The 12,850-nt window shown below is 66.0% G+C and carries 13 protein-coding genes; 10 read left to right on the forward strand and 3 right to left on the reverse strand.

Annotated features, from left to right (window positions below):
- Positions 1-12: 12 nt before the first annotated feature.
- Positions 13-1,050, forward strand: coding sequence for an L-idonate 5-dehydrogenase (locus tag AC099J_RS11810; protein ID WP_479615425.1), 1,038 nt, complete (start codon positions 13-15; stop codon positions 1,048-1,050).
- A gap of 22 nt (positions 1,051-1,072) precedes the next feature.
- Positions 1,073-2,098 carry a DctP family TRAP transporter solute-binding subunit gene (locus AC099J_RS11815; RefSeq protein ID WP_479615426.1) on the forward strand — a complete coding sequence of 342 codons (1,026 nt, stop codon included), beginning with the start codon at positions 1,073-1,075 and terminating at the stop codon, positions 2,096-2,098.
- A 94-nt stretch (positions 2,099-2,192) separates the two neighbouring features.
- On the opposite strand, the gene AC099J_RS11820 is transcribed toward AC099J_RS11815, so the two are convergent.
- Positions 2,193-2,483 carry a HepT-like ribonuclease domain-containing protein gene (locus AC099J_RS11820; RefSeq protein WP_479615427.1) on the reverse strand — a complete coding sequence of 97 codons (291 nt, stop codon included), beginning with the start codon at positions 2,481-2,483 and terminating at the stop codon, positions 2,193-2,195.
- A 285-nt stretch (positions 2,484-2,768) separates the two neighbouring features.
- Between AC099J_RS11820 and AC099J_RS11825 the strand changes: the two genes are divergently transcribed.
- The 6 genes from AC099J_RS11825 to trxC all read left to right on the forward strand — a co-directional run bounded on the left by AC099J_RS11825 (position 2,769) and on the right by trxC (position 8,934).
- Entirely contained in the window at positions 2,769-3,137 is a 369-nt protein-coding gene (locus AC099J_RS11825; RefSeq protein ID WP_210827756.1) for a DUF1428 domain-containing protein, read from the forward strand.
- Positions 3,134-5,755, forward strand: a complete 2,622-nt coding sequence (locus AC099J_RS11830) for a chemotaxis protein CheB (RefSeq protein WP_479615428.1) — start codon at positions 3,134-3,136, stop codon at positions 5,753-5,755. The genes AC099J_RS11825 and AC099J_RS11830 overlap by 4 nt, the downstream gene beginning before the upstream one ends.
- 56 nt (positions 5,756-5,811) lie before the next feature.
- Complete coding sequence (locus AC099J_RS11835) at positions 5,812-6,429, forward strand: PAS domain S-box protein (protein ID WP_479615429.1); 618 nt, start codon at positions 5,812-5,814, stop codon at positions 6,427-6,429.
- Positions 6,430-6,503: 74 nt separating this feature from the next.
- Positions 6,504-7,229 (forward strand): Crp/Fnr family transcriptional regulator, encoded by a 726-nt coding sequence (locus AC099J_RS11840; RefSeq protein ID WP_479615430.1) that lies wholly within the window; start codon positions 6,504-6,506, stop codon positions 7,227-7,229.
- A gap of 166 nt (positions 7,230-7,395) precedes the next feature.
- Positions 7,396-8,448: an NADP-dependent oxidoreductase gene (locus tag AC099J_RS11845; RefSeq protein ID WP_479615431.1), complete on the forward strand. Its 1,053-nt coding sequence runs from the start codon at positions 7,396-7,398 to the stop codon at positions 8,446-8,448.
- Positions 8,449-8,487: 39 nt separating this feature from the next.
- The gene (gene trxC, locus AC099J_RS11850; RefSeq protein ID WP_479615432.1) at positions 8,488-8,934 is read left to right on the forward strand and encodes a thioredoxin TrxC; all 447 of its coding nucleotides are present in this window, start codon (positions 8,488-8,490) and stop codon (positions 8,932-8,934) included.
- A 10-nt stretch (positions 8,935-8,944) separates the two neighbouring features.
- Here the strand turns inward: trxC and AC099J_RS11855 are convergent, their stop codons facing one another.
- Together AC099J_RS11855 and AC099J_RS11860 are read right to left on the reverse strand one after the other, a co-directional pair.
- Positions 8,945-10,312 (reverse strand): amidase, encoded by a 1,368-nt coding sequence (locus tag AC099J_RS11855; protein WP_479615433.1) that lies wholly within the window; start codon positions 10,310-10,312, stop codon positions 8,945-8,947.
- Between the two features lie 30 nt (positions 10,313-10,342).
- A complete protein-coding gene (locus AC099J_RS11860) occupies positions 10,343-11,329 on the reverse strand; it encodes a tripartite tricarboxylate transporter substrate binding protein (RefSeq protein WP_479615434.1) in 987 nt (328 codons plus the stop codon).
- A 123-nt stretch (positions 11,330-11,452) separates the two neighbouring features.
- On the opposite strand from AC099J_RS11860, the gene gcvA reads away from it, so the two are divergent.
- Positions 11,453-12,334 carry a transcriptional regulator GcvA gene (gene gcvA / locus AC099J_RS11865; RefSeq protein ID WP_479615435.1) on the forward strand — a complete coding sequence of 294 codons (882 nt, stop codon included), beginning with the start codon at positions 11,453-11,455 and terminating at the stop codon, positions 12,332-12,334.
- Positions 12,335-12,553: 219 nt separating this feature from the next.
- A complete protein-coding gene (locus AC099J_RS11870; RefSeq protein WP_479615436.1) occupies positions 12,554-12,808 on the forward strand; it encodes a DUF1488 family protein in 255 nt (84 codons plus the stop codon).
- Positions 12,809-12,850: the final 42 nt, after the last annotated feature.

Genomic DNA, 12,850 nt, shown 5'->3' on the forward strand with positions numbered 1-12,850 from the left:
CGAGACAACACCATGGAAGCCCTTGTCATCCACTCCGCCGGCGATCTGCGTGTCGAAGATGTTCCCACCCCTGCGGTCGAGGCCGGCCAGGTGCGCGTGCGCGTGCGCGCCGGCGGCATCTGCGGGTCGGATCTGCACTACTTCCAGCATGGAGGGTTCGGCACCATCCGCATCCAGCAGCCCATGGTGCTGGGACACGAGGCAGCCGGCATCATCGAAGAGCTGGGCGATGGTGTCACCGCGCTACCCGTCGGCACGCGCGTGGCCATCAACCCCAGCCAGCCCTGCGGGGCCTGCCGCTTCTGCCAGCAGGGCCTGCAGAACCACTGCCTGGACATGCGCTACTACGGCAGCGCCATGCGCATGCCGCATGTGCAGGGCGCGTTCCGCCGCGAGATCGTGATCCACCAGAGCCAGGCCTTCCCGCTGGCCGACGGCATCACCGATGGCGAAGGCGCCATGGCCGAACCGCTGGCCGTGGCCCTGCATGCCGTCAACCGGGCAGGCCCGCTGCTGGGCCGCACGGTGCTTGTGACAGGCTGCGGCCCCATCGGCGCGATGGTGGTGATCGCCGCACGCCGCGCCGGTGCCGGCCGCATCGTCGTCACCGACGTGGTGGCCAACACCTTGCGCAAGGCGCTGCAGATCGGTGCCGACGAGGTCATCAACATTGCAGAACAACCTGGCGAGCTGGCCAAGTACGCGGTCGACAAGGGCCAGTTCGACGTGCTGTTCGAATCGAGTGGCAATGCCGCTGCGCTGCGCGCCGCCTTCGACGTGGTGCGCCCGCGCGGCGTGATCGTGCAGCTGGGCCTGTCGGGCGCCGAACTCACGTTGCCATTCAACGTGGTGGTGGCCAAGGAGTTCGACCTGCGCGGCACCTTCCGCTTCCACGAAGAGTTCGGCGTGGCCGTGCAGCTGATCAACCAGCGGCTGGTCGACTTGAAACCCCTGGTTTCGGCGACCATGCCCTACCGAGATGCCGGCCGGGCATTCGCGCTGGCGGCAGACCGCACGCAGTCCATGAAGGTGCTGCTCAGCTTCGACTAAACCGTCCACGAGATCCACCACGATGCACCGCTTCACGACCCGCCGGACCTTCACCACGATCGCCGCCGCCGCCACGCTGGCCCTGGCCACCACCGGCACCAGCGCGCAAGACGTCAAGCGCGCCCGCCTGGGCCATTCCTTCACCGAGAGCCACCCACGCGCCGTGGCGATGAAGCAGTTCGCTGCCGATGTGGCCAAGGCCACCGGTGGCAAGGTGCAGATCGACGTCTACGGCAGCGCCCAGCTCGGCGCCGAAGACAAGATGCTGATCGCCACGCAAAGCGGCACGCAGGACCTGTACATGGGCGCGCTGGCGCCGATCTCCGCGCGCAAGAAGGAACTGCAGATCTTCGACTTCCCGTTCATCTTGGCCAGCGACGCGGAAGCCGCCCAGGTGCTCGATGGCCCCGTGGGCCGCAAGCTGCTGGACGGCCTGGCCGACATGAACATGCAGGGCCTGGTGTGGGCTGGCGGCGCCTTTCGCAACATGTCCAACAGCAAGCGCCCGCTGGCCACCATGGCGGAGATGAAGGGCCTGAAGGTGCGCGTGATGCAAAGCCCGATGGCGCTGGCCAGCTTCAACGCCATGGGCATGAACGCCGTGCCCATGGCCTTCAGCGAGGTCTACCCGGCGCTGGAGATCAAGGCGCTGGACGGCTACGAGCACCCGGTGGTGGACATGCTGGCCAACAAGATGTTCGAGGTGCAGAAGTACCTGACCATCACCAACCATGTCTACACGCCCGTGGCGCTGGTGGCCAGCAAGCGCTGGTGGGCCAGCCTGGCGCCTGACCAGCAGCAGGCGGTGCAGAAGGTGGCCGAGAGCACGCGCACGCTGCAACGCAGCCTGGAGTTGAAGGACGCGGCCGACGCCGTGGGCCACCTCACGGCCAAAGGCATGACCGTCAACGACATGCCGCCCGCCGAGCTCGACAAGATCCGCGCGGCCGTGCAGCCGGTGATCGACAAGAACGCCGAGACCATCGGGGCCGAGTTTGCGAAGTCGTTCTATGGGGAGCTGGCGAAGGTGCGGGCGGCCAAGCGCTGAGGGCTGGGGGGCAAGCGGGCTGCAGGTGAGTCATCGGCCTCGGCCGCACGTGAAGCCCGCGTTTCGCGGCCACCAGATTCGGACCGCGCTGGCGCTATGTCGATTCGTCCAACAGCCCCTGCACGCGCGCCACAAGCACAGGCAACGCGTCCTGTGCAATGTTCCAGACCGTGCCGGTGCTGATGGTGGCGTACCCGTGGATCAGTTGATTGCGGAGCGCTACGATCAAACGCAGATCCGGGATGCTCGACGCCATGGTGACGTCCTGTCTGGCCAATTGGTTGAGTGCTTCGCCGATGACCTCGAACTTGCGTTCCACAGCGGCCTGCACCAGCGCGTTACCCGCGTAGGCCGCTGCGTCCATCCCGGACGTGCACCGCCGCATCGGTCGAAGCGCAGCGCGAGCCCATCACGAGCACAGGCGTGCGGCCAAGCGCTGAGGGGTCGACAATCTGCAGCGGCGCTGCCCCGGCGCTGCCCCGGCGCTGCCCCGGCGCTGCCCCGGCGCTGCCCCGGCGCTGCCCCGGCGCTGCCCCGGCGCCGTCACAGGGCGCCTACCCTGCTGCCGGGCGGGCGGGCCATGTCGATTTGGCGTCTTGTCGTTCGTCGATGGGATGCGAGGCGCACTCAGGCGAGCGCGCCGACCGATCAACCCAACAGGAGTGAAGACATGTCCTACATCGATGGTTTCGTGATCGCCGTCCCCACGGCCAACAAGCAGAAGTTCATCGAGCACGCGCGCCATTTCGACTCGCTGTTCATCGAGCTGGGCGCCATCCGTGTCATCGAGGGCTGGGGCGACGACGTCCCCGACGGCAAGGTCACCGATTTCCGCCGTGCAGTCCAGGCCACGGCCGAGGAGACGGTGGCGTTCTCGTGGGTCGAATGGCCGGACAAGGCCACGCGCGACGCCGGCATGAAGAAGATGATGGAAGACCCGCGCATGGATCCGTCCACCCCTGGCAACCCGCCCATGCCGTTCGACGGCAAACGCATGATCTTCGGCGGGTTTGAACAGGTGGTTGAAGTGAAGGCTTGAGCGGCGGTGGCAAGGCCGCCCACAAAGGCGTCAAACTACTTTCGGCCCGGGTCCTGCAGCGATACTTCGACATGCCCACATCCCCGGCTCACGGTAGCAACGCTAGCGTCGACAACGCGGTTCAAGCGGTCGGCGTCGGCGCCTCGGCCGGTGGGTTGGCCGTGATTGGGCAGTTCCTGGCTCAGATCCCGGCAGACAGCGGCCTGGCCTACGTGGTGGTTCAACACCTGGACCCAACGCACAAGGCCATGCTGGTGGAACTGCTGCGGCGAGACACCGGCATGCAAGTGGTCGAAGCCGCGGAGGCGATGCGGCTGGAGCCGGATGTCGTCTATGTCATCCCCCCCAATCGAGACTTGACCGTGGCGTCCGGCATGTTGCACCTGGCGCCGCCAAGTCAGCCCCGCGGCTTGCGTTTGCCGATCGACCTGCTGTTTTCCTCGCTGGCGCGCGACCAGGGCGAGCGGGCCATCGGTGTGGTGCTGTCGGGGATGGGCGCCGACGGCACGCTAGGCTTGCAGGCCATCAAGTCGCAGGGCGGTCTGACCTTGGCGCAGTCGCCCGAATCGGCACAGTTCGACTCGATGCCCAAGAGCGCCATTGCTGCAGGTTGCGTCGATATCGTCGGCCTGCCGGTCGAACTGCCCAGTCACATCCTGCGCGTCACGGCCGATCGGCAGGCCGCGGCGATGTTGCCCCCTGGCAGTGACGAGAGCAACGCGCAAGCTCTGTCGTCGGTCCTGCACATGGTTCGCGAAAGGAGCCGACACGATCTCTCCGACTACAAGCCCAGCACCTTGCGCCGACGCATCGAGCGCCGCATGAGCGTGCATGGCCTGACGACCAAGGCCGACTACGAAGGCTTCGTCAGAAAGAACCCTCAGGAACTGGATCTGCTCTTCAAGGAGATGCTGATCGGCGTGACCAGCTTCTTTCGCGATCCTGAGGTCTGGCAGGAGCTAAAGGAATCCGTTCTCCCGGTCTTGCTCGCGCGAGGCCCCAAAAGCAAGCGCTTACGGGCTTGGGTTGTCGGCTGCTCCACGGGTGAAGAGGCCTACTCTCTGGCGATGGTCTTCAGGGAGGTCATTGCCGAGCTGCCGGCGGCGGCGGGCAAGTCGGTCCAGATCTTTGCCAGCGACCTCAGTGCCGATGCGATCAGCGTCGCTCGCAAGGGCCGCTACCCGGCCAAGGTCGCGGCCGACATAAGCCCGGCGCGCCTGGCGAGATTTTTCTCGACCCAGGGCGATGGCTACCTGATCGACAAAGAGATCCGCGAGATGGTGCTGTTCGCCCAGCACGACGTGATTCTGGATCCGCCCTTCACCAAGCTCGACCTGCTCAGCTGTCGCAACCTGTTGATCTATTTCAACGCCACGTTGCAAAAGCGTTTGATGCCCCTTTATAGCTACAGCCTGCTGCCCGGGGGCGCTCTGCTTCTGGGGGGCTCCGAGACTGTCGGCGGCTCGCACGCCCTGTTCACGCCGCTCAGCCAGAAATCCAGGCTGTATTGGCGCAACGAGTCAGCGCTCAGTGTCGGTTCGGTTGAATTCCCCGTCATCCCTCGCCCGCTCCCGAGCCGGCTTCCCAAGGAGTCGAAAGTGTCGCAACCGGCCAGCCCATCGCCCAATCTCCAGACCCATGCAGAACAAGCACTCCTTCAGGAGTTCTCTCCGGCCGCGGTGTTGGTCAATGAACAGGGCGACGTGGTGTACATCAACGGCAGTGTCAGCAAATACATGGAGCCTGCGTCGGGCAAAGCAAACTGGAATATTCATGTCATGGCACGCCCGCCTATACGGGCGCAGATCGCGGCGGGACTGCGCCAGGTGCTGCAGGCCCGGAGCACCGTTGAACTCAGGGGCCTGCGGTTGGGCGATGACGCACAGTTCACAGTCAACGTGACCGTCAAAGCCATGCAGGAACCGAAGTCTCTGGCCGGACTGGTCATGATCGTCTTCCGTGATGTCCACGAGCCAGTGAAGCGCAGGCGTGGCAAGCCGGGCACGATCGACGCGGTGACTGCCGAGGAACTGCAACGCTGCAAAGACGAGATACATGCATTGCGGCAGGAGATGGGGGCGTCGGCGGAGGAACTGCAGGCGGCCAATGAGGAGCTGCAATCGACCAATGAAGAACTGCAATCGGCAAACGAGGAACTGACCACCTCCAAAGAAGAGTCCCAATCGATGAACGAGGAGCTGCAGACGCTCAACGGTGAGCTGCAGTTGAAGCTCGACGATCTGGCCTTGGCGCAAAGCGACATGCAGAACCTGCTGAACAGCACCGACATTGCTACGCTGTTCCTGGACAGTGCGTTGAACGTGCGTCGATACACCGACCAGATCGCGCGCATCGTCCACCTGCGTGAAACCGACATCGGCAGACCCCTGACCGAACTGGCCAGCACGCTGAACTACCCGGAGCTGGACGACGATGCCAAGCAGACGCTGCGCACCTTGACGTTCACCGAAAAGCAGATCACCACCACCGATGGACTTTGGTTCATGGTCCGCATCAAGCCCTACCGGACCCTCTCCAACGTGATCCAAGGTGTGGTGATCACCTTCATTGACATCACCGCTGCCAAAGAACTCGAATCCCGCCTGCGCAAGGCCTAGAACGCACCGCCCCTTGGGATTGTTCAGGCCACAATACCCATCCAACAGGAACTCAAATGTCAGATGCATTGAACGAGGCGCACAGCTTGGCAAGCCTGCGCCAGCGTGCCGCAGACAAACTGGGCGGTAGCAGCCCGGCAACTGGTAAGCGGGCCGGTCAGATCGACGCTATGGCAGTGCTGCATCAGCTGGCATCGTCGCCAGCGACAGCGGGGGACGCCGTGGCGCTGCTTCACGAACTGCAGGTTCATCAGGTCGAGCTGGATCTTCAGCAAGAAGAGCTTCGTCGCTCACAGTCCGAGTTGGAGACTGCGCTGAGGCGCCAGGCGGATCTGGTCGAGCGGGCGCCCGTCGGCTACATGACCATTGACACACGAACAGTGTTGTGCGAGATCAACCTGGCAGGCGCGCGACTGCTGGGCGCGACCAGCAAAGAGCTGCTGGGTCTTGCGCTGACCAGTTTTTTGATGCTACCCAGCATTGAGGCACTGCAAGCGCTGCTCGCTCGGACGCGCCCAGGCCGCGCCCCAGAGACCTGCGAGCTGGAGCTGAAGCCGATTTTGGGCACGCACCGCACCGTGCAGGCTGCGGTCGACCAGGACATCACACCGGGGCGCTTCCTGTTGGTGTTGATGGCTCCGGCCCTCACGCAGATGCGCCATTCCGACAAGTAATCCACCTCCAGCTGCCGACAGGTGGCCGAGGCCTTGAAGTCCCGCGGCCCGCGTAGCGATACGCCGCTCTAGGAATGCCAGTGACTCAAGCCGACGACCCCAGAAGGAATTTTCTGGTCGCATCTCTGCCCAGGGATGACCTGGAAAAGTGGTTATCCGCGCTGGAGCCGATTGAGCTCCCGCTTGGCATGGTGCTCTACGAATCGGGGTGCACTCTGCACCATGTCTACTTTCCGACCACAGCGATTGTTTCGCTGCTGTACGTGACGGAGACAGGAGCGTCGGCTGAAATTGCCGTGGCCGGGAACGAAGGGCTTGTCGGAATTTCCTTGTTCATGGGCGGTGACACGACGCCGAATCGGGCGGTCGTGCAAAGTGGTGGGCAGGGTTACCGGCTGCCTGCGGCAGTGATCAAAGCCGAATTCGATCGCTCGATACCCGTCAAGCACCTGTTGCTGCGGTACACGCAGGCCCTGATCACACAAATGGCGCAGACCGCTGTTTGCAATCGTTACCACTCGCTGGACCAGCAACTGTGTCGGTGGCTGCTGATGAGCCTGGATCGATTGAGCAGCAACCAGTTGAACATGACGCAGGAGCTGATCTCGAACATGCTGGGGGTTCGTCGCGAGGGTGTGACCGAGGCTGCGATGAGATTACAACGAGCAGGCCTCATCACTTACGGCCGCGGCCGTATCACGGTTATCGACCGAAAGGCGCTGGAAGGCCGGAGCTGCGAGTGCTATCGGGTCGTGAAGAACGAGTACGAGCGCCTTTTGCCGCACTGCATAGCGACATGAAGCACTTGCGACAGCCATCGCTTCGAGGAGGCTGGTACGCCCCCACGTCATGCATTGCGTACAACCCGTCGCAGGATCAAGCGCATCCCTCTGTGGAGAATGCATGACCTGCATCCTGCACGACACCCGCGAAAGCGGCACACCCACAACAACCGGAGACAACCTGATGCCCACCGCCCTCACCAACCACCAGGTCCGCCTGGCCAAACGCCCTGACACCACCGCCACGCGCGAGCATTGGAGCTTCACGACCGAGCCGGTCGGCGAGCCGGCCGAGGGCGGCGTGCTGGTCAAGACGTTGTCGCTGTCGCTGGACCCAGCGATGCGCGGCTGGCTCAACGACGCGAAGAGCTACATCCCGCCGGTGGCCATCGGCGAGGTGATGCGCGCCGGCGGCATCGGCCGCGTGGTCGTCTCGAAGAACCCGGCGTTTGCGGTCGGTGACGCCGTCTCCGCCGCGCTGGGCGTGCAGGAATATGCGTTGCTGGCACCCGACCAGATCGCGCGCGGCGACTTGACCAAGGTCGACCTCGGCATCGGCAGCATCGGCCAGTGGCTCAACGTGCTGGGCATGCCGGGCATGACGGGCTATTTCGGGTTGACCGACATCGGCCAGCCCCAGCCCGGCGACACGGTGGTGGTCTCGGGCGCGGCCGGCGCCGTCGGCCAGACGGTGGGCCAGCTCGCGAAGATCAAAGGCTGCCGCGTGGTCGGCATTGCCGGTGGCGCGGCCAAGTGCGACTGGGTCGTGAACGAGCTGGGCTTCGATGCCTGCATCGACTACAAGGCCGGCCCCGGCGCTGTGCGCGAGGGCCTCAAGCAGCACTGCCCCAAGGGCGTGAACATCTACTTCGACAACGTGGGTGGCGAGATCCTCGACCAGGTGTTGGCCAAACTGGCCCGCAAGGCCCGCGTGATCATCTGCGGCGCCATCAGCCAGTACAACAACGCCAACAGCATGCCGGGCGCCGGCCCGCGCAACTACCTGAGCCTGCTGGTCAACCGCGCGCGCATGGAGGGCATGGTCGTGTTCGACTACGCGCCGCGTTTCCCCGAGGCGATCCGCGAGCTGGCCGGCTACCTGCAGGACGGGCGGATGAAGAGCAAGGAAGACGTGGTTGTGGGCCTGGACACCTTCCCCGAATCGCTGAACAAACTGTTTGCGGGCGGCAATTTCGGCAAGCTGGTGCTGCAGGTGGCGGCGGACGACGGCCGCTGATTCCCTTGAATTGCGCAGTGGTGGCCCGCAGTTGATGGCATGACCACACCCCTGCACATCGTCTGCCCGCACTGCCACACCACCAACCGCGTGGCCACGGCCGACCTGGGCAAAGCCCCGGACTGCGGCAAGTGCCACCAGCCCTTGTTCACCGGGCATTCGCTGGCGCTGGACGCCGCCAGCTTCGAGCGACACATCGGCCGCAGCGACATCCCGGTGCTGGTGGATTTCTGGGCGCCGTGGTGCGGCCCCTGCCGGCAGATGGCGCCGGCGTTCGAAGAGGCAGCCAGGCTGCTGGAACCGCAGGTGCGCCTGGCCAAGGTCGATACCGAGGCCCAGCAGGCGCTGGGCGCGCGCTTCGCGATCCGCAGCATCCCCACGCTGGCGCTGTTCCGCGGCGGCCGCGAGATCGCACGGCAGCCGGGCGCGATGGGCAGCGCCGACATCGTGCGCTGGGCGCGCGAGCACCTGGCGCGCGTGGGGTGACGCTGGCCGCTCAGCCGCGGGCGGCGACTTCCAGCCAGCGGCCCATGGCGACGACAGCCTCATCCTGGTGAGGCTGCCCCAGGATCTGCACGCCAAGCGGCAAACCATCGACCGCCAGCACCGGCACGGTGACGGCCGGCGTGCCGAGCCACGATGAGGCACACGCGAACGACACGTCGCCCGTCGGGAACTTGGTGCCCCTGGCTTGCGCGGCGATCGGTGCGGGGCCGCATGCAGACAGGCTGATGAACCCGTCGGCCAAGGTGCTCAGCGCGGCGAGGCGTTGCCGCGCGTGCTCGCGCTCCAGCAGGCATTGGCGAAAGTCGGCCAACCGCAGCGAGCGGCCGGTGTCCAGCTGGCGCACCAGGCTCGGGCCCAGGGTGCCGGGGTGCTGCTCCACCAGGTTCTCCAGCGTCCAGCGCTGCTCCCAGGAAATCAGGCGCAGTGACAGCTCGGTCGCATCCGCGATCGCCCGCTCCAGGTGCTCGACCAGCGGGTTGTCGTCTCTGCGCAGCAGCCGCACACCCTGGCCCTGCAAACGCACGAGCAGCGCCTCGAACGCCTGCATGGCAAGTGGCTCGACCCGGGCCCAGCCTTCGGTTTGCAGCAGCACCAGCGTGGCCGGCTTCTTCGGCTGCGGCGGTGCAGCGCCGCCATGCAGGCCTGGGTGGCCCGGGTCGCCGCCAACACGCTGCACGATTTCATACGTCGCGTTCCACAGGTCTTGCGCACTGCTGGCGTGCACGCCCACATGCGACTGGCTGTAGCCCTGACGCTCGCCGCGGTTGATGGCGCCGTAAGTCGGTTTGAGTGCCCAGTTGGCGTTGTAGCTGGCCGGGCGCAGCACCGAGCCCACCAGCTGCGAGCCAATGGCCAGCGGCACCATGCCCGCGCCCACGACAGCGCCGGAGCCACTGGAAGAGCCGCCCGGGGTGCGCTCGCTGTCGAAGGCGTTGGTCGTCGGGCCAGGGTCCAGAAACCCCAGCGACGTCGTCACCGTCTTGCCCAGGATGATGGCGCCGGCCTCGCGCAGGGCGCGCACCACGGCACTGTCGTTCTTCGGAAAGTTGCCGTCGAAGGCGGCGCAGCCCATCTGCGTGGGCATGTCCTTGGTCTCGATCAGGTCCTTGATGCCCACCGGCATGCCGTCGATCACCGACAGCGGCTGGCCGTGCCGGTACCGCGCGGCCGATGCATCGGCCGCCGCGCGCGCGCCCGCTTCGTTCAGCACCACCCAGCCGCGCAGCACAGGCTCTCGCTCGGCGATGACGGCCAGGCAGGACTCGAGGTAGTCGCGTGGCGAACCCTTGCCCGACAGGAATGCAGGCTGGGCGTCGTGGAAGGTCAACGCTCGGTGGGTCGATGGGTCATAGGCCATGGGTGTCTCCTGCGGTTCGGTGGTGTGGCTTCACTGGCTGCTCTGGATGCCGGCGCTGTTGATCAGCTCGGCCCAACGGGTGGTCTCGGCGCGGAAGAAGGCGTCGAAGGAGGCGACCGTCCCCGGCTGGGGCCGCAGGTTGACGGCGTTGAATCGCTGCACGACATCGGGCTGCTTCATCGCCTCGGCCAGGTCGCGGTTGATGCGCTCAGCAACCGCTGGGTCCATCCGCGCCGGGCCGAACAGCCCGTACCAGGCCTCCAGACGGAAGCCGGGCAGCCCGGCCTGCGACGAGGTGGGCACATCGGGCAAGCCGGCCAGGCGCGTTTCGGACGCCACGGCATAGGCCTTGGCGCGGCCACTGGTCACATACGACTGCACGTTGCCGGACGCGAACTGCACCAGCACGTCGACTTCACCGGCCAGCAGCGCGGTGGACGCCTCCAGCGCACCCCGGTAAGGCACATGCAGAAGGTCCACCTTGGCTTCGCGCTTGAACATCTCCGTGAACAGCTGCAGCACCGACCCAGCGCCATTGGACGAATACGTGTATTTGCCCGGGCTGGCCTGCAGCGTCGTGATGAGCTCCTGCAACGTGTTGGCCTTCATCGAAGGGTGCGCGAGCACGAGCACACCCAGGCTGCCGATGCGGCCGATGCGGGTGAGGTCGCCCACCACGTCCAGCCGCACGTTCTTGTTGATCGACGGCAGCGAGGCCAGCTCGTTGAACGTGAGCATCAGCGTGTGGCCGTCCGGCGCGGCCCGCGCCACGTACTCGGCGCCGATCAGCGACCCGGCGCCCGGTTTGTTCTCCACCACGACGGCCTGGCCCCACATCTGCGAGAGCTTCGGGGCGATGAGGCGGGCCAGGATGTCTGCCGTACCGCCGGCCGTCGTGGGCACGACGATGCTGACGGTGCGCTGGGGGAATGCGCCGGTCGCGAAAGCCGGGCTGGCCAACAGGCCCGCCGCGGCGAGAAGGATGGCGCGTCGGGCGCAAGCAAAGTGGCGAGACATCAGAAGGTGCTCCTTGAAGAAAGACACGCTGGCACGGGAGGGTGAAGGCCCATGTTGCGGTGTGCACAGCGTTCACTCAACCAACATTCGCTGTGTCAAACTTTAGTTTTTCTAAATCGAACCATGGACGGCCTGCCCCCGCTGACCGCACTAAAAGCATTCGACGCCGTCGGCCGCACAGGCAGCATCACGCGCGCGGCTGAAGAACTGTGCGTGACGCCTGCGGCCATCAGCCAGCAGATCCGTGCGCTGGAGCGGCACCTGGGCCAGCATCTGTTCACCCGCGAGCACCGCAGCATCGTGCTGACAGCGGCCGGGCGCCAGTACCACGGTGAAGTAGCCCGGCTGTTCGCAGGGCTGCGGCGGGCCACGGCGGACCTGACCCGCGTCAGCGACCGGCACGCGTTCACGATCCGCGCGCCGCACAGTGTGGCCATGCGCTGGCTGTTGCCCCGCCTGGCCGGCTTTCACCAGGCGCACCCCGACATCGACGTGAAGCTCAACACATCCGTCTTGCCGCCCGACTTCGAGCGTGAAGATCTGGACGCGGGCATCTGCCTGGGCACCGGCCACTGGAAGGGGCTCGTCGCCTACAAGCTGATGGCCAACGAGGTCATCCCGGTGTGCGTGCCCGAAAAACTGAGCCGCCTGCGCCACCCCCGCGATCTGGCGCGCGAGACCCTGCTGCACACGCTGGCGCGGCCGGACGACTGGCAGCAATGGTTGCGGGCCGCCGGTGTGGATGACATCGACGTCAGCCGGGGCCCGCGCTACGAGTCGTCGGCCCTGGCCTACGAGGCCGCGCTGGAGGGCTACGGCGTTGTCATCGCGCAGAAGGCGCTGGTCGAGCGTGAGCTGAGCGAAGGACGGCTGGTGGCACCGTTCAACCTGCTGGTCGACCTGGGCAGCACCACCTACTACCTGGTGCTGCCGCCGGACACCTACAAGCGGCACTCGCGCGAGCTGGATCAGTTCCGCAGCTGGGCGGCATCGCTGGCGTTGTGAGCGCTACGGGCACACATCAGCCCCCCTCGACGTAGGACAGGCGCCTGAGACGACGTGCGTCGGCGCCCGCCAGCCATTCACCAGCGTATGCTGGGCCACGCGCAGCACCGCCCCATGCCGGCACACCGCTCTGCGCACCTGCGCCATCCGCTTGCGGCCCGTGTGGGCCGCCTTCTTCCCGACACCAGGCGCTGGACCCGCCACACCAGGAGTTCCGCCATGTCACAAGCCCCCTTCTTCCACGAAGCCTCGGAAACCGTGCGCTTCTGGGTCGAGATCGACACGCAGTGGGTCGGCGCCAGCATCGGCAAACAGACCCTGCACTACCACTACCGGCCCGAGGGCCGTGACGAAGATCCGCTGCAGACGTACGCGCAGAACCTGGCCGCGATCGAGGCGGCCGTGCGCCACCGCGTCGCAGAAGGCGCGCGCGAGCCCGTGATGCTGCGCGAGCACGATCTGCGGGCGCGCTAGCCAGGGCCCTTTCTTCTTCCACCGGCTCTCCAGGCCCCTGCG

This window comes from Rhodoferax sp. RT4P68 (genome assembly GCF_056521305.1).